The following is an 18621-nucleotide window of genomic DNA, read 5'->3' on the forward strand; positions in this document are numbered from 1 at the left end:
TTGTTTTATACAGAGGATGCCATTTTAGTGAAGTCCGATAAGCGTAAAGAGCAAATTGAACAGCGCAATGAGATGAAGGCGAGGAATGCCAGAATCTTAATTGCGAATGACCATTTTAGTATTAATCGCTTGAAAGTGCCTTATCAATTATTTTATTTCTCTACAAACTTAGAACATGTACTATGGGATGAACGTAATGAAATCCCAACGGAGAAAATCCACAAGGCAGATGAGTTTATAGAAAATTTGTCTGGTACGATCGAAGAATATTTAAAGGCTTATTTGCCAGTCGATGCTGAACTACCCTATAGGGAAAAAATGAAAAAAAGCTGGTCGTTTTTAATGGAAGGAAGCCATTCATTACAGCGAGGAACGAATGTACCTCTTTTATTTGAAATGATAAAAACAAATGTACAATAAAACAGGTGACGTATGTTGTTTCGTCACCTGTTTTTGTTTTGTACCTTTTAATGCGTTTGTTCATAGCTACGAATATGAGCTAAAATGGCTGGGTCTTTCATTTTAGTATCTTCACTTAGCATTAAAAGCTTTGACATAATTTCAGCTGTTCGTGGATCATCATCCACCATAGGTAAGAATATGCGTCCACGATGCTGAGATGGGACTGCGACAATTGGTATCATCGAACCACCGACTTGATGGGCCACGCCGCTGCCTAAATGCACGGAATAGCTTGCTAATTTACCTTCAATAAGGACATGTTGTTTCTTCACTTCTACGTTGGAAAGCTTTAATAATTTTGCCAATTCCTCAACAATAATAGTCCGCATTTCAACAGTAGAATGACTGGCCTCAGGGTCGACACCACCAACATGGGCAACGCTGACAACGAGGTCCATATCCCGCATAACCTCAGAGAAGATAGCAGTTGGAATATCATCTAACACGATATCTTTTCCTGTTAAACGATCGTAGAAATAAACACCTTCGACTGCAGGTGCTTCGATTTCTGCTGGAGTAAACCAGTCTGCCTGCGCATACAAGGATGCCACAATATTTTCTTTGTAATACACCTTACGAGGTCCAGTTTCATAACTAATTTGCCAGCCTCGTGTTTTTAGCAAGGCTACTGTTTGAGATGGATTGACTTGATGTCCCGCATAACGCAATGATTGTTTTAAACCTTTTTCGTCTGCATTTATAAGATATAGCTCACGGAACACTTGTTTAAATGGCTGTTGTATTTTGTGTTCGAACATATAGGCTTGCCATTGTCTCCATTGACCACTTTCAAGAAGATGGTAAGGGTGAGCAATCATTAAGGGTGTTGTCGGAGCAAGATTCACGACATTACCTGATAGTACCTGTAAACCCTCTGGTGTTATCATCCCAACATGCTCGCCGCTAATAAAGACAAGCTTTTGTAAAAGCGGGGCTAGAATCGGGTGAGCTAACAAATTAATTAGCTCTTCCGCTGAAAACTTGGTTTCTAATGTCATTGCCTGCTCTAGTGCTGGACGTGCACGTTTATATTGTTCTTGTAAATCTTTACGAGCTTCTTGAAGAGTAACAACGTCAGCATGCTTTTTTAAAGCAGCAGGTATGTTTTTTAGACGTTTACCATCTTTTTCAACGATTATTGTAATAGCGGCATCTTCTTCAATTTGTAAATGCGCTGTTATTTGTTCGATAGGCTGTGCTTTAAATAAATGCTGAATATCGTTAAAGGCTGATAATTCCATTCGCCATATGAAGCGAGTAGCTTCTCCGTCCCCAGCGTTGCGGGCTAAATTTTCTAGTGCAATACTAGCTGCTCGTGATTCACTTGCCCTACGTTGAGCTCCAAATTGTTTACTTTCCTTTAAAAACTGTTGAATAAATTGGTAACGATGTAGAGCATCTTTGTCATCTGTTGTTTTTAACGGAATAAGTCCAAGTGCACGCAGTTTATCTTTATTGCGCTTTTCCTGAATTTCTTTCATTAATGGCTTTGGACTAAGTGTGCCAATGGCTGTATCTGCATAAAGCTGAGCACGACGGTGGTTGGCTCCTTCTGAAGCGTATTTCGCCGCATCATATACAAGTTTAAACTTCTTAGAGCCCAGTGTTTGATAAGCACTTTGGAACCATGCTAAATCAAAGGCGCCATCACGAAAATCTTCTGCCGTTATACTGGAGAAGAGGGCAATTTGATCTTTGGCAAAGTCTGATAAAGAATCTGTAGTATGGGCAATAAAATACCAAGCAGATTCCTTTAGTCCTTCCCAGCCAATCACCTCGCTGACAAGGTCAATCCAATGCTGGTTATACATCATAGCTTCAATTAAACGCTCTTTAGAAATCTCTGTTTTTTGCCATGCTTCTTTTAACTGCTGTGCGGTTTCTTCTTTTTGAGGATAGCAGCTAGTTAAAAGGCGAGAGAAGACATCTTTTTTCGTCTCTGCCTGCCATATATAACCTCGTGAAAGCTTTTCACCATCAAGTGCCTGTAAAATTTGCAGGAAATAATCGATTCCTTCAAAGTAAGAAATGCTACTAGCAAGCTTGGTAACAGCTGTCGGAGTATCGCCACGCTTTAGCTCGATAGCTAAGATGCGATCGATCGCTTGATTACGAATGGCAAGGAAATCAGCTAAGTCTTCAAAAGATTGATAGCGATCCAACAGTTTACTTGGTTCAGTAAATATTTCTGAGGCAAGAGTGTTCGTAAAAATAGCTTCATATAAATGGTTTTGCGTCAATAAGCCAACTTTAAATGCATCTAAATATTGGAATAATGATAGATCGTAGAGACTTGGGCTATAATTTTCTTTTTGCATACGCTTTGTCAGCTCTTCGTTAATGGCAAGCATTTTAGCATAGCCTTCATAAGTTGCGTAATTAGATAGTCGATCGACAAATGCCTCAATAATATCTAAGTCGATAATTGTAGAGGTAGATTGATAGTAGTAATAGCCTTTATCTCTTACATCCACTCGCCACTGATCAGCAGGGATTTGATGTAATAGCTGAAGCACGATACCGGTTGCCTGTTCAAAGCTATTAAATGCTGGTGCATGTCGTTCAAGTAATGAAACTGCTTCTTTATGCAACAATGTCTCTCCTGAAATATTTTTGATATCTTGCGACAAAACTGAAAAGATTTGCTGAAGCGTATAGTGATATTTCAAGGAGTTAAATTGGGCAACATATTTTTTCATTTCCTCATATTGAAAGAAAGGTTTTATAAGAATATGGGCTGCTTCAGAAAGGTCATGAGTAGCAGGGTATTCTGATAGATGATTATAAAAGTTGAAATAAGCTAAGTCTTCACCGCTAAAAGATGATGATTTAATCCATTGAACAATGGCCTCTGGTATAGGATAAACATCTAAACTGGCATTTCGCTGACTGTCTGTTTTAGAGGCCAAGATACTGTATTTTTGCCCTAAAGTAGTCAACATTTTAGTGTCATTCCATTGATAAGTTTCATATTCAAAATTAGCATATTCATCAAGTATTTGAATAAGTTGTTCTAGCTTGGAGAGAAGCTTATCTAAATCATATTGAAAGAATTTTTCAATAGGTGTAGGTGTTTGTACATATAAAGGTACAAGCTGTTGCCAAGGTTCCTCACCATTCATTTTGATTGCGCTATTGGCAATGCGATCGTATGGAATAGGAGCATGTGGTGTATATAAACCAAAGCCATTGCTTTCGTTATATTCGGGTACATCTCTTGCTACTAATTGTTCTAATAGTACTTGTTCATTTTTTGTTATCTTTGGTAATAGGGAGCATAATTTCGTAATTTGCTCGCTCGCTAAATTGTAGTCCTTAGATGCCTCTAACAATAATTCAAGACCACCAAGCCTCTTTAGCTGCTTACTGTCTTTTATTAATCGTTCAGCACTTTCCAATATATGATCCTGTGGTTGAATTTTCAAGAGTGAAATAGCTTCTTTCCGCAGAGCCCCAGATTTATTGGCTAAAAGATCCTCGATTTTTGTTATTTCTTCTTTGGTTGGTGTCAATGCATGTATTTTCTTTAATGCAAGGGAACGATTGATAGAGCTTCGATCTCGTAATGAATTGAATAGAAATTCACGCTGTCCTTGTGTGATTGGATCCAGACAATAAATATGCAATAAGCCGATCCTACTTGATGGTGGATAAGCATCTGCATGCGCGATGATTCGTTGGAATAACTCTTCATCTTGTAGATAATACGCAAGTACAATTTGTGTTGAAATTAAGTCTTCGAATGACAAGTGAACAAAGACAAAAGATAGAGGCTTGCCTGTAATGGATAACCCATCTTTGGTCATTTCATTTTTTGCCCATTCAAGCTGTTCAAATAATGCATATTCTATGCCCTGTAGCTGTGTATTGTCTTTCATGAAGCTTTGAAGTGTTTTATCCCATTCATTATCTCTTGCATATTCACTATTGATATAGTGGTTGGCATGAAGGAAATTATCCCATGCAAATGCAAAAATTTCGATATCCTTCGTTGTTACAATTAATTCCTTCACGAAAGGCGCTGTAAAGGATATTTTTGATAGGTTTTTCAAAAAAGCTAATGTTGTAAGCTGAATATGCTTGTCTCGCTGTAAGAGATCGGCCAACAGCACATCTAGCTCCGTATAATCTTTTGTCGAAGTCGCCCATAATGCAACGTAAATATCAATGGTCCGTTCACTTTTTAGCAACTGTTCAGTGAAATGGTCGTCTTCCATCGCTTGGATGGCTAAGGACAAAACTTCCTCCGTTATTTTTTGATTTTCGAAGCTACTATAGCCAAGCCCCATCCATGTATCGACCGCTCGTATAACAGAGGAGAACCTTGTTAGTTGATGTTCCTGAATAAGTTTCATCATGTAGAGCTGTGCATCAAGATTCCCGTGGTCAATATTTTCTACAATTGCTTGTCGAAGCCCTTCTTGACGTGCAGCCGCTACTAATAATTTTCCAAGCGCTTCATGCATCCGACTATTGCTTGATTTAAAAATGCCACGAATGAGTGGATGACCGAAAAAGTTACTGCGGTGCTCATCAAATAAAATACTCTCTACTTTATCTTCAATGAATGGATTTTCTAAGGATAATTCTTCAGCAAGCAATTGCTCAAAGACGTGAAAGCCCATTACTTTTTCATTTTCGTTTTTCAATACATAAGAGCTATAGTTCGGGTAGGTACCATGCTCATATTGGCTATGGTGAGCTAGTAAATCCTCCAGACTAATTTCTTCAAATGTCAGCATTTCTTCTATTAATTGTAGACATTGAAAAAGATGATCTTGTACGGGCTGTGCTGAACGAAATGATCGACGTAACATATCAGTTTGGAACATCGTAGCATCAAAACGTAAAGCTAGTTTCTTAATGTGGAGCGCGCGTTCCTGTGAAGAAAATAATATAAGCACTTCTAATAATTGTCCGCTAAACAGCTCCTCTAGTGATTGAACATGCTGTTCTGTAATAAGCTTTTCAATATCGTAATCACGATTGTCCATATACTTTAATAATGCGGCTGCTAATGGCTGTATTGTTGACGGTGCCGTGTCAACTATACTTTGAAAATGTGTTTTTTGTTCATGTGATAGTGTCATGAGACATTCCTCCTTACCAAATTCGTCCTGCAAGCATGGTTAATCTAATAAATGTAAAAACATCGTCTTCCTGTACAGTTAGTGGCGAGTTAAGCGAATCTAGAGACTCCTCATTGTGAAGTACTAAGAAAAGCTCATCTTGAAAAGCTTGAAGCATTGTAGAGACAGCTTGGTCTACTGGCTGGAATGAATCACTTTTTTTCTCTCCAAAATGGACCTTGCCATGCTGAGCCGCATCATCTAATTGCTGATCGGTTAAATAGAGATGGAGTGGCGTATCAACCATTTTCTCGTTATATTGTTGTACCTGTTGTGTGACAAGTTTAATAAGTAAATCTTGTAAATTTATGACAGGTTCTTCAATGAAAAATGGAATCTGTTGAAGCTTACGTGATTTCTTACCGATTACTTTTTGTTGGTAAAATAAACGCAATCTAACACCTCCTTACAATAATTTCATTATACAAGAGTGATAACTATGAAAAGAATAAGGCATCCGACGCTAGTTGCATAATTATTTTTGGGAAATGTGTAACAAAAAATAGCATGTTACGGATTATTAGTAAGGTAGAAAGAGGGGGTAGGCTTGCTTAAAGATCTGTTGAAAATAGAACGTTTGTACGATTATTTTTATAGGGGTATGTATCAATTTGCGCTCTATAATATAAATACTATGGAAAGCAGAGGATATTACACAAGAAAATTTTTTAGGCTACTTCTACTATATAGAGAGTAATAGAAAGTGAACGCTTGTGTGGAAAATATAACGAAATGATGATGCTAAAACTATTATAAAGGATCTTTTATTCGCCAAATCTATAAAGCTAGAAGATTAGAAAATAAACCACGGTAACATCCTTTGCTACTTTGATGAATGGATTTTTATGTGGTTTCTAGAAAGACATTATTTCTTTTCTTATCTCATAAACTTTATAGGTATGATTTATCAAGCTAGAAGGAGGCAAGATCATTCAAATACATGTTGTACGGGCTGGCGAGTCTTTATGGGGTATTGCGCAGGCGTATGGGACTACGGTTCAAAGTATTGTAGATTCCAATCAAATTCCAGACCCAAATCGTTTAGTTGTGGGGCAAGCTCTTGTGATACCTATTGTTGGTAGCTTTTATTATGTACAGCCAGGAGATAGTTTATGGTCAATTGGACAACGCTTCGGTATTAACTATGTAACACTTGCGCAAGTCAACGGTATTAACCCAAATCAACCATTAGCTGTTGGGATGAGATTATATATTCCGCAACCACCAAAAACAAGAGCAGAAACATTAGCATACTTAGAGCCAAGAGGTACTTCGGTTAGTGAGGTACTTTTAAATCAAGCTAGGGAAGCGGGTCCCTATTTAACATATTTAGCTTTATTTAGCTATGAAGCCAGACGGGATGGCACCTTACGGATACCGCCTAGTCAAGGTGTAACTCAAATTGCGGATGATACTGGGGCTTCATTGGCAATGGTCGTTACGAATCTGGAGAATTTCAGTTTTAGTGGAGATCTGGCGAGAGATATTTTTCAAAGTACAGCTGTTCAGGATTTACTCTTTGATAATATTCTTGCGGAGGCTAGAAAGCTAGAGGACGTTAAGGATATCCATTTTGATTTTGAAAATTTACCAGGTGATCAACGAGAAGCCTATAACAATTTTTTAAGAAGAGCGGTGGAGAAATTCCATGCTCAAGGATACACGGTATCTACTGCTTTAGCTCCAAAAACAAGTGCAAGTGATCGAGGTCCATGGACTGCGGGGCATGATTATAGGGCACATGGTGAGATAGTGGACTTTGTTTTATTAATGACCTATGAATGGGGTTATTCTGCGGGACCCCCAATGGCCGTTTCCCCACTTCCTGAAGTGGAGGCCGTTGTCAAGTATGCAGTGAGTGAAATACCTGCCAGCAAAATTATGCTAGGACAAAATTTATATGGTTATGATTGGACATTACCATTTGTTCAAGGGGGCCCATTTGCTGAAGCATTGAGTCCTCAACGAGCTATTGAGATTGCCAAACGTTATAATGCGGCAATTCAATATGATTGGAGAGCACAAGCTCCGTTTTTTGAATACTATGATGAACAGGGTAGAGCGCATATTGTATGGTTTGAAGATGCAAGATCCATTCAAGCTAAATTTAATCTAGTCAAACAATATAATCTTCGTGGCATTGGCTATTGGAAATTAGGATTACCTTTCCCTCAAAATTGGGTATTAATTGGTGCTAATTTTGATGTGGTGAAGAAATGAAACGAGGCAGAAGAATAGGGTTTACCCATTGTATTTTCTTTTGATTTGGAAATTATATGTAAAAACGTTTCTAAATATCGGAAACTATATTATAATTATGGCAAATAGTATTTTAGGAGGGATATTTTGGGTAAATTTAAAAAGTTAGGAATAATTCTAACGTCAACAGCATTTTCTGTTGGTATTTTAGCACCAATATCGCAAGCATCAGCAAATGTAAAGGAAGGATCGGAGCGTATTGAAATTCAGGTAGCTTCAACTGAAACAAAAATTACAAAAAATATGCTAATAAAAAAGCTACGATCACTATTTCCGGAAGAGTTCAAATTTGTAGCGGATCAAGACTTTAATTCTGGACCAGGACACTTCTATAGAGATGATACAACGGTTCGATATGAACTAAATTTCTATAAAACAATTAAAGGTAAAGACGTACATGGTAGCTTTGTATTTAAGGGCGATGATTTAGAATTAGAAAACTTTTATTATCAGCCTGCAAATATAGCAGAGGCAATCTATCCAGCAAAGTATTCTGAGAATGAGGCACAAAAAATTGCACAAAAATTCCTGGGTAAATTTGCAAATGCGGATAATTACAAACTTCGTGATGATTATAACGAATATGGTTTTAATATGACGAGACCGTTATCAGAACCGATTACTTACTCCTATGTCTATTCACCAATTTATAATGGGGTTCTTATTGGAGATCAAAGTATTACTATTAATGTTCTGGCAAATGGTGAGGTTACGGGGATGTCTAGTAATGCAGAGTCTATTAGTAAAGCTTCCTTTGATAGTTTAGATCAAAAAAAGAAAGAGGAGGATATGCTGGCACAAGTTCGTGATAATTTAGCTGTCGAACTTCGTTATTATATTGATTATGACTACAGATCTGATCAACGTAATGTGAAGCTTGTTTATGCACCTGCCACAGGGTTCAATGGTGTACATGCTCTAAATGGGCAATGGCAGACAGCAAATGGTTTCACTGAACAATTGCCGAAGACAAAGAGCATTGAAAAAATTTCAGCACAACCATTACCACCAAGAAAGAACGGTATGACGGCAACTGAGGCTGAAGAATTCGCAAAAAATTTCTTAAAAGTTGATGAGAGTAAAGCAAAACTTACGATCGATTTAGTAGATGAAAGAGAAAATGACAATGGTGAGACGATCTACTCTGTAAACTATACGTATATGTATGGCAATGGTGGATCTGGTAGCTCTTTAGAAATTAATAAGGCGACAGGTGAACTAGTTCAGTATCATGACCTATCGAGAGATTTTTTAATAAATAACAAAGTAAACGCAATTTCTAAGGACGCTGCATTGAAGAAGGCAACTGATTACTTGAAGGAATGGGCACCTTCATATTTACATGAATATTCAATGCCAATCGAGGATGCCGTATTCGATCAATATAGTAAGGAGTATTACTTCACCTTCCCACGCATTATGAATGGTATTGCAGTTGTAGGAGATGGCTTACATGTAGGGATTGGCTCTGATGGATCTTTACGCTCACTAAGTGTATATAAGCAAAAGATAGATAACTGGCAGCCTATTAATAATGTTATATCCGCTGACAAAGCAAAAGAAGCTTATAGCAAAGCACTTACATTGCAACTGCAATATGTAAAACAAGATTCAGAGAGTAAACTCCATTACGATTTGGTGTATGCACCTACTTACAATGGAAGTTTATATAACCAAATTGATGCTATTTCTGGTGAATGGTTAACGAATGTAGATGACTCAAAAGAGAAGCCAGCTATTTCTCATCCAACAGCTGCCAAAGAGTTAAACTATTTATTCAACCAAAATGTGTTAGATGTAAAAGATATAGCAAACTTTAATGCGGACGCTGCTGTAACAAAAGGAGAAGCATTGAAAATTTTATTGCACTCCTTAACTTACGGGTACTATGGCAATGGGGATGGGGAAAAGCAATCCTTCAACAATATTGATAAAAAACATCCGCTCTATGGGGTAGTGGAGCAAGCTGTTAAAATGGGCATTATTCAGCCTGCTAATCAATTTGCATTAGATGCTACTCTAACTCGCCAAGAGTTCGCAGAGTGGTCAATCAAACTATTACAATTAGACAATGTTGCTAAATATAAAGATATTTATAAATTAAACTTTGCTGATGCATCTTCAATTGATCCAGCGTATACAGGCTATATTGCTTTAGCAAATGGTATAGGTCTAATTGATGCACAGCAAAATAACTTTAATGCTACGAAGAGTGTGTCATATGCTGATTTGGCTGTCTCGACAGTTCGTTTAGCAAAGGCTATTCAAGAAAATAAAGTTGATCGCAATTTCTATTATTAGTTGTATGTCATGAAAAGGGCATTTCCTCATTTGAGGAGATGTCCTTTTTTGGTTAGTTTATAGCAGAATGGGGAAATAATATGAAAAGAAAGGAGTGTACAATTGGATGAAATTAAAATTATTATTAGCGATTTCTTTCGTAATGGTTATCCTTTATGGCTGTAATAAAGATGAGGTAAAGGATGTGCCTACTAATGCGCCAGCAGATCAGAATGCTTCACAACAGACTGGTGATACGCCTACAGACCAAGTGACATTCAATTTTTTAGAGTTTTCATTGGATGTTGATTATTCTGCAACGGAGTCATACGAGGTAGAGTATGAAAATAAAAAATCAGGAATTTCAGCGAAGTTACAGGATGATCGACAAAATGTAAAGTTACAAGGTGATGAAGCCTATACAAAACTAGAGCCGTTATTTAAGCAGTTAAATTTTGATTCTACCACGCCAAATGATGAAGTGATTGATCAAGTAATTAAAGTTTTTAATATTGAAGATAACTATCAGTCCATTGAAGTCGAAGTAGAGTTTATGGACGGAAATGAAAAGGAATTTAAACGACTACCTTAAAAATGAGACAAGCCAGCTAAACAAGCGTTAGCTGGCTTATACATGTATAAACGTTAACGTTCCCAATGTCGATGCTTTGAAAGGAATTGAATAAAAGAAGGTAAGTTATTCGCAACCCCATTTTTATTGGCGATATGCGGTAAAACCGATACATTTTTAGCAAGGCCAATTGTTTTAAAGTGCTGGTAGGCTTCTTCAATAAATTGCTCTGCTTTAATTTGTTGATGGGAATCATGGTAGGAACCAGTTACATAAATTCCATCATAAAGTACGGACGAAGCAGTGGCAAAAGTTTCATGAATCTCAAAGCCATTTAGTAAGCCCTGTTTTGTACTAATTAATTCTACTACTATATTTTTGCTCAAAAGTGTAGCAATCAGGTCATTTAGGTTTTCCTCCGTATTTTCTGCTACGATCACGGCTACTTTAAAAGTTTTTACACTTTCTATAGCATTCAAGATTTGGCTAACAGCAGGGGAGGTTTGCATAGTATGAGGGACCTCTACGTGTACGGGAGGTACAATACCAATATTATCTGCAATTGCTGTTGCAAGTGTATGGCTGACATGGGCAAACATATCGACAACTTGTTTTCGAATGGCTTTATTTTTTACTTTACCAAGCTCAAAGCTAAAGGCATTGATGATATGTTCCTTTTCAATATCGGTCATACTCAACCAAAATAACCTAGCTTGTGTAAAATGGTCTTTGAAACTTTCACTGCGTGCGCGTACTTTATGACCCTCTACTTTTTCCTCATAATGTGTATAGCCACCTTCTGCCTCAGGAACGGGGTATGGTGTGTTATCAGCTAAGGAATTTTTATGGTAGCTAACTTGCCCAACATTAATCGTTTGTCGACCATAGCCATCTCGCTGATTATTATGGAAAGGACAGATAGGCTTATTAATAGGGAGCTCATGAAAGTTTGGGCCTCCGAGTCTTATTAACTGTGTATCTGTATAAGAAAATAAGCGGCCTTGTAATAAAGGGTCATTTGAGAAGTCAATGCCAGGTACAACATGCCCTACATGAAATGCAGCTTGTTCTGTTTCAGCAAAAAAGTTGTCCACATTTTTATTAAGCGTCATTTTGCCAAGGATACGGATAGGAACCTCTTCCTCGGGCCATATTTTTGTAGCATCGAGAATATCGAAACTAAATTTAAATTCATCTTCATGCGGAATAAGCTGCACGCCAAGCTCCCATTCTGGATAATCACCACGTTCGATGGAATCCCATAAATCTCTGCGGTGGAAATCAGGATCTTTACCAGCTATGATCTGTGCCTCATCCCATACTAACGATTTAACACCAAGAACTGGCTTCCAATGAAACTTAACAAAATGGGATTTTCCTTCGGCATTGATGAAACGATAGGTATTCACACCGAAGCCCTCCATCATTCGGTAGCTTCGTGGAATCGATCTATCCGACATATGCCACATAACCATATGGGCAGATTCCTGATTGTTCGCAATAAAATCCCAAAATGTATCATGGGCACTTTGAGCTTGAGGAATTTCGTTATTTGGTTCGGGCTTTACTGCGTGTACGAAATCGGGGAATTTAATAGCGTCTTGTATAAAAAATACCGGAATATTATTTCCGACCAAATCATAGTTACCTTTCTGTGTATAAAATTTTGTAGCGAAGCCACGTGCGTCACGGACAGTATCGGCTGAGCCTCTTGAGCCTGCAACGGTAGAGAAACGAACAAAGACTGGTGTTTTAGTTCCTTTACCATTTAAAAATTGTGCTTTTGTAATGTCACTTGCACATTCATAGGTTTCAAAAATCCCATGTGCTGCCGATCCACGTGCATGTACTACTCTTTCTGGAATACGTTCATGATCAAAGTGCGTCATTTTTTCACGAAAATGAAAATCCTCTAGTAAAGTAGGACCTCGATCACCAGCTTTTAAAGAATGTTCATCCTCTGATATTTTTAGTCCTTGATTGGTTGTGAGTGGTTGATTTTTATCACTTACTCGGAATGCTTCTAATTGTTGTTGTTTTTGATTGATTTCTTTTTTCATATATAGAATCCTCCTTTATAAGTTACAACTTCCTTCTACCCGCAGAGGATGTTCACAAACATTTTCAGCTAATGAGTAACATACGAAACAAAATGATTGCTGATTAAAAATGGATATGTTATTATTATCTCGAATTAAAGATAATTAAATTCGAAATAAGTGAGGGAGTCGTATGAAGGAAGACAATCGTAACTTAAAAGCATTTACGGTCTTGTTCCGAGCATATCAAACGATTCAGGAAGCAACAAAAAGGGATTTACTTCAATTTGACTTAAATCAAACCGAATTTTCGGTCCTTGAATTTCTGTATCATCGTGGGGAGCAGCCCATTCAAGTGATCGGCAAAAGAATATTAATTGCAAGCAGTAGTATTACGTATGTAATTGATAAGCTTGAACAAAAAGGCTATGTATATCGCAAATCATGCCCTAGAGATCGACGTGTCACTTATGTATTGCTTACAAATGAGGGACAGACCCTAATGGAAGAGATTTTCCCTAAGCATGAACAAAAAATAAATGAGATATTTCAAGTATTGGGACCTCAAGAGCTGGATACAATGATTTTGTCCCTAAAAAAGGTTGGCAAAAATGCGAATGAACAGTAAAAAAATTTTAAATAAATATCTCGATTTCGAGATAATGGGAGGAGAATTTTTATGAATCATTTAAAAGGTGTACACCATGTAACGGCTATTACAAGCAGTGCTGAAGAAAATTATAAATTCTTTACCTATGTATTAGGAATGCGCTTAGTGAAGAAAACAGTAAATCAGGATGACATTCAAACATACCATTTATTCTTTGCGGATGATAAAGGGAGTGCTGGTACAGATATGACGTTTTTTGATTTCCCTAACATTCCAAAAGGTGTACATGGTACAAATGAAATTTCAAAGACTTCCTTCCGTGTGCCAACAGATGCTTCTTTAGACTATTGGGAAAAGCGCTTTGACCGATTACATGTAAAACATACAGGTATAAAAGAACAGTTTGGTAAAAAAACACTATCATTTGTGGATTTTGATGATCAGCAGTATCAGCTTATTTCTGATGAGCATGATACAGGTATCGCATCAGGTACGCCATGGCAGGATGGGCCTATCCCACTTGAATTTGCTATTACAGGTTTAGGGCCAGTATTTGTTCGTGTAGCTGATTTTAATTACTTTAAAGATGTGTTAGAAAAAGTAATGTTATTTACAGAGATTGGGGAGGACGGACATTTCCACCTATTTGAAGTAGGTGAGGGTGGCAATGGAGCGCAAGTGATTGTAGAACACAATACAGTGTTACCAGTAGCTCGCCAAGGTTTTGGTACGGTTCACCATGCGGCCTTTCGTGTAGAGGATCGTGCAGTATTAGATGAATGGACTGCACGTTTTGAAAGCTTTGGTTTCCACACATCTGGCTATGTAAATCGTCATTTCTTTGAATCCTTATATGCACGTGTAGCGCCACAAATTTTATTTGAGTTAGCAACAGATGGGCCAGGATTTATGGGAGATGAACCGTATGAAACGTTAGGAGAAAAACTTTCATTACCACCATTCCTAGAACCAAAACGTACACAAATTGAAGGACTTGTTCGCCCTATAGATACTGTAAGAAGCTCCATTACGTTCGATAAAGAATATGAGTAATATTTTTAATTCAGTAGAGAAATTTTTTCTCTACTGAATGGTTACATATTGAATTGGAGGTTTATTGAATGGAATTTTCCAAATTGATTGATAAGCGTCGCTCGGCGAACAATTTTTTAACGGACGTTAAAATGACTGAGGAAGATATACGCCCAATTTTAGAGGATGTCAAACTTGCTCCATCGGCCTTTAACTTACAGCATGCCAATTACATCGTTGTGTTGGATGAGGCTATGAAGGAAAAAGTAAGAGAAGCTGCATATGGTCAATATAAAGTGCATTCAGCTTCTGGAGTCATTCTTGTATTAGGTGATAAAAAAGCGTATAAAAATACGGCAGAACTAAGTCAAGGTATGGTCGATTTAGGGATTATCACAACGTATGAGTTAGAAGAAATAGTTGCTGAGAATACTCACTTTTATGAAGACCGCGGCGAGGAATTTATGAAAGATGAAGCGATTCGAAATGCATCTTTGTCAGCCATGTTATTTATGCTAGCCGCGAAAAATCGTGGCTGGGATACTTGTCCAATGATTGGCTTCGATAATCAAAAAATGCGTGAGCTTTTCAATGTACCAGAAGAGCAAGAAATAGCGCTCATGATTACGATTGGAAAAGAAAAAGAAAGCAGTCGTCGTTTACGTGGTTATCGTAAGCCAGTTGAAGAATTTGCCATTTATTATTAAAGTGGTATAAAATACAATAGTTATTTAAATACTAAGAATTATGTACATTTAGGAGGAAACATCGTGAAAGTAGTAGCCATCGTAGGGAGTATCCGTAAAGAATCTTATAATATGCAATTAGCTCAATTTATTGAAAAACGATATACAGAGAAATTGGATCTAGAAGTGTTAAGTCTGAAGGATTTACCAATGTACAATCAAGATATCGAAAATGAAGCACCACAAGCAGTTCTTGATTTTAAAGCAAAAGTAAAGGCTGCAGATGCAGTGTTATGGGTAACACCAGAATATAATGGAACTGTTCCAGGTGTCATGATCAATGCAATTGATTGGTTATCTCGTGTAGATAAAGTAATGATTGGCAAACCATCTATTATTATGGGTGCATCAATGGGTAATCTAGGTACTGTAAAAGCACAATTACATCTACGTGATATTTTATTCTCACCGGGCATTAACTCACCATTACTAAGCGGCAATGATGTTTATATTGGTGCTGTGCATACAAAATTTGATGCAGAAGGTAATTTGACGGATGAAGGTACAGTGAAATTCTTGGATGTAGTCATCGATAACTTCTTAAACTGGGCAAAAAAATACATTTAAATTAAAAGCTAACCCATGAGTATAACTATATTTATGGGTCTTTTTATGTTTGGAAAGAGATTTTTTCTGCATGAAATCTTCATATTTTGCCGATATACTAGTAAGAAACTCTAAAATGGTGGTTACAGATGAGAAAATTATCACTAAAGCTAGGCATCATCTTTTTCATTACATTATTTTGTATTGAAACATTTATGATGTTTTTTTTACACGCCTCATTGACTAATTCTAGAGTGGAGGAAGAATTAGCAAGTTTGCAAGCGAGAGGAAACTCACATCGCACAATATTAGAACAGAACTTTAATAAGGAAACATTAGCACATGTCGTCTTGATGGAATCGGAAGAATCTACAGATGTAGTAGTGACAGATGCTGAGGGGACCATTTTAGCCTCCTCGCAACTGCATCCTGAAATGAAGAATCTGATAAAGAAATTAGATGGAACTACACCATATGAGGGAAAGATTCTACAAGATAACTGGCAACAGGCAAAAGCTATAGCTACTATTAGTCCAATGCAAAAAGAGCAGACAACGATTGGTTATGTCTTTATGTTTCAAAATACAGACTCGATCCATGCATTAATGAAACGCTTGAATAAACATTTCCTTATAGTGGGCATTGTTTCTGGCTTAGTCACCATTGCTGTCATCATTGTGTTATCTAGAAAGCTTGCTGAACCATTAATTCAGATGAAAGAGGCCACGTTGAAAATGAGTAAAGGGGACTTTACGGTCGCTCTTTCTACAAATGGCAAAGATGAGCTTGGGGATTTATCGAATGCCATTCAGCTACTATCAAATGAGTTAAATCATTTAAGGCAGGAGCGCAAAGAGTTTCTATCTAGCATTGCCCATGAGCTTCGTACACCGATAACCTTTATTAAAGGTTATACCGATATTCTTTATAAACGTGATTTGTCCGTGCAAGATCGACAAAAATACTTAGCTATTATATTGGAAGAGACGAATAGACTTTCACGATTAATAAAGGATTTATTTGATTTAGCTAAGATGGATGAAAACTCATTTGTTATTGAAAAACAAAATCTAGATTTACAGGCTTTTTTTACTGGTATTAAGGGGAAATTAAGTCCTGCTTTTCAAGAAAAAGATATCCACTTTGATGTGTGCTGTGAAAAGGGATTAACGTTATGGGCAGATGAGGCAAGATTAGAGCAAATAATAATTAATCTATTAAATAACGCATTGACCTATTGCGGACAGGGGGATACTACCACGGTAGATGTAAAGAAGGTCAATGGTGTATTAACGATTATAATACGAGATACAGGGAGAGGGATTCCCAACAAGGATTTACCGTTTATTTTTGAGCGCTTTTACCGCGTAGAAAAATCTAGAAGTCGTGCGTTAGGTGGTACCGGATTAGGACTTGCCATTGTCAAGGAACTCGTACAGGCTCATGGGGGAGAAGTGACGGTTAAAAGTGAACTAAATAAAGGGACTGTTTTTGAATTATCGTTTAAAGGAGTAGAAGCGGATGAAAACCATTTTATGCATAGACGATGAACCAAGAATGTTAGATTTATTGACTCTTTACTTAGAGCCCGGTTTTCAATGTAGAGCAATGTCTTCCATTCAAGATGCGCTCATTTATCTAGAGGAAGAGCATGTGGATTTAGTTCTTTTGGATATTATGATGCCAGAAATGGATGGGTTTCAAGTGTGTGAAGAAATCAGGAAGTTTTGGCATGTACCTATCATCATGCTTACGGCTAAAGGAGAGCATTCGGATATTGTAAAAGGTTTAAACATTGGGGCAGATGATTATATATTAAAGCCTTTTGATGAGGAAGAGCTATTAGCACGTATACATGCTGTATTAAGGAGAACCAAGATAGAAGACAAGGTGGTTGTCTTTGAGGGTTTACGCTTAGATAAAGAATCCTTTGAATTATATTATCAACAAGAGGCAATCCCATTAACACCAAAAGAATTTTCCATGATGTCCTTATTTCTAGATTATCAAAATAAAGTGTTTTCAAGAGAACATCTTATTAACACAGTTTGGGGTTATCATGTATCCATTGAGGATCGCACTATCGATTCCCATGTCCGTAATTTACGAGAAAAATTAAGGAAAAGTGGATTTCCTGCTGATGATTACTTGCAAACTGTTTGGGGAATCGGCTATAAATGGCAGAAGTTTGCGGATCGAAAGCCTTTAGAACATAAAAACTAGAAAACAACCTCTGCCAAATATATTGGAAGAGGTTGTTCGGATTATTGCGCTGTTAACTCATCTTCTGTTACCCATTTATGATTTTTCACTGCTTCACCATTCGTGGTTGAAGTGTAATCAACCATATAAACTGTGGTTGGTACGGCTTCTTTAATGCGGACGGTTGCTTTTTTCATGCCTTCCATATGAGTAGCAGTCGTTTTTACCTCTGTATCAGGGGACAGTGGTGCTTCCCCTACATCCATTAATTCCTCATGGATAATCCATTTATGATTCTCTACACGTTTGCCACCTGATGTTGGATCATAAGAAATGATATAGGCTGTAGTTTTATAGGCACCAACAATCGTCGCTTCAGCACCCTTCATCCCCTCCATATGCCCATCTGTAATCATAGCGGTACTTCCAACCGGAAATGCTGGATCTTCAGCTTTTCTTAATGTAGCCGGTACTTCTGCTGAGCTAGAATGGTTCATTGAGGAGTGATCCATTTCTGTTTGTTGCTCAGTCTCAGGAGTATTATCTGAAGTTGAGGAAGGCTCCGTTTTATCTTCAGAACAAGCGGATAAAGTAAGTAAAGCAACTGCTGATAATAGTCCACCTGACCATCTTTGCTTGAATGTCATATGAGATCCTCCTTTCTATTTGCCCTTACTGTAACAAACAAATATGCAGAAATGATGGACATTAATTATTACAAAAAACTTCTTTAGTCTATTGACTA

The 18621-nt window shown here is 37.4% G+C and carries 13 protein-coding genes and 1 pseudogene; 10 read left to right on the forward strand and 4 right to left on the reverse strand.

The genetic code is table 11. The annotated features are described in order from the left end of the window. A pseudogene (locus AC1Q6O_RS21490) lies at positions 1 to 420 on the forward strand (hypothetical protein); the annotation flags it as partial. Positions 421 to 467: 47 nt separating this feature from the next. Here the strand turns inward: AC1Q6O_RS21490 and AC1Q6O_RS21495 are convergent. Next, positions 468 to 5552: a DUF4132 domain-containing protein gene (locus tag AC1Q6O_RS21495; protein ID WP_492402184.1), complete on the reverse strand. Its 5085-nt coding sequence runs from the start codon at positions 5550 to 5552 to the stop codon at positions 468 to 470. 13 nt (positions 5553 to 5565) lie between these two features. Continuing rightward, a complete protein-coding gene (locus AC1Q6O_RS21500; protein WP_090003197.1) occupies positions 5566 to 5985 on the reverse strand; it encodes a hypothetical protein in 420 nt (139 codons plus the stop codon). Between the two features lie 653 nt (positions 5986 to 6638). Between AC1Q6O_RS21500 and AC1Q6O_RS21505 the strand changes: the two genes are divergently transcribed. From AC1Q6O_RS21505 to AC1Q6O_RS21515, 3 genes are all read left to right on the forward strand, one after another. Next, the gene (locus tag AC1Q6O_RS21505) at positions 6639 to 7811 is read left to right on the forward strand and encodes a glycosyl hydrolase family 18 protein (RefSeq protein ID WP_008176956.1); all 1173 of its coding nucleotides are present in this window, start codon (positions 6639 to 6641) and stop codon (positions 7809 to 7811) included. A gap of 126 nt (positions 7812 to 7937) precedes the next feature. Next, positions 7938 to 10151: a YcdB/YcdC domain-containing protein gene (locus AC1Q6O_RS21510; RefSeq protein WP_090003198.1), complete on the forward strand. Its 2214-nt coding sequence runs from the start codon at positions 7938 to 7940 to the stop codon at positions 10149 to 10151. A 106-nt stretch (positions 10152 to 10257) separates the two neighbouring features. Then, positions 10258 to 10722, forward strand: a complete 465-nt coding sequence (locus AC1Q6O_RS21515; protein ID WP_008176953.1) for a YusW family protein — start codon at positions 10258 to 10260, stop codon at positions 10720 to 10722. Between the two features lie 53 nt (positions 10723 to 10775). Here AC1Q6O_RS21515 and AC1Q6O_RS21520 read toward each other — a convergent pair whose 3' ends face one another. Further along, on the reverse strand, positions 10776 to 12761 hold the full coding sequence (locus AC1Q6O_RS21520) for a catalase (RefSeq protein WP_090003199.1): 1986 nt from the start codon (positions 12759 to 12761) through the stop codon (positions 10776 to 10778). Between the two features lie 172 nt (positions 12762 to 12933). Here AC1Q6O_RS21520 and AC1Q6O_RS21525 point away from each other — a divergent pair, with 172 nt between their 5' ends. The 6 genes from AC1Q6O_RS21525 to AC1Q6O_RS21550 all read left to right on the forward strand — a co-directional run bounded on the left by AC1Q6O_RS21525 (position 12934) and on the right by AC1Q6O_RS21550 (position 17897). Next, on the forward strand, positions 12934 to 13368 hold the full coding sequence (locus AC1Q6O_RS21525) for a MarR family winged helix-turn-helix transcriptional regulator (protein WP_008176948.1): 435 nt from the start codon (positions 12934 to 12936) through the stop codon (positions 13366 to 13368). A 51-nt stretch (positions 13369 to 13419) separates the two neighbouring features. Then, positions 13420 to 14403, forward strand: a complete 984-nt coding sequence (locus tag AC1Q6O_RS21530) for a ring-cleaving dioxygenase (protein ID WP_008176947.1) — start codon at positions 13420 to 13422, stop codon at positions 14401 to 14403. A 68-nt stretch (positions 14404 to 14471) separates the two neighbouring features. Continuing rightward, positions 14472 to 15089, forward strand: a complete 618-nt coding sequence (locus AC1Q6O_RS21535; RefSeq protein WP_008176945.1) for a nitroreductase family protein — start codon at positions 14472 to 14474, stop codon at positions 15087 to 15089. Between the two features lie 63 nt (positions 15090 to 15152). Next, positions 15153 to 15695 carry an NADPH-dependent FMN reductase gene (locus tag AC1Q6O_RS21540; RefSeq protein WP_008176943.1) on the forward strand — a complete coding sequence of 181 codons (543 nt, stop codon included), beginning with the start codon at positions 15153 to 15155 and terminating at the stop codon, positions 15693 to 15695. 128 nt (positions 15696 to 15823) lie between these two features. Further along, positions 15824 to 17224 (forward strand): sensor histidine kinase, encoded by a 1401-nt coding sequence (locus AC1Q6O_RS21545; protein WP_090003201.1) that lies wholly within the window; start codon positions 15824 to 15826, stop codon positions 17222 to 17224. Beyond that, positions 17196 to 17897, forward strand: a complete 702-nt coding sequence (locus AC1Q6O_RS21550; RefSeq protein WP_008176937.1) for a response regulator transcription factor — start codon at positions 17196 to 17198, stop codon at positions 17895 to 17897. Before AC1Q6O_RS21545 ends, AC1Q6O_RS21550 begins: the two co-directional genes overlap by 29 nt. A gap of 41 nt (positions 17898 to 17938) precedes the next feature. Here AC1Q6O_RS21550 and AC1Q6O_RS21555 read toward each other — a convergent pair whose 3' ends face one another. Continuing rightward, positions 17939 to 18523, reverse strand: a complete 585-nt coding sequence (locus tag AC1Q6O_RS21555; RefSeq protein ID WP_089987270.1) for a YdhK family protein — start codon at positions 18521 to 18523, stop codon at positions 17939 to 17941. Positions 18524 to 18621: the final 98 nt, after the last annotated feature.

It is taken from the genome of Lysinibacillus sp. GW823-FHT06C08 (assembly GCF_058795135.1).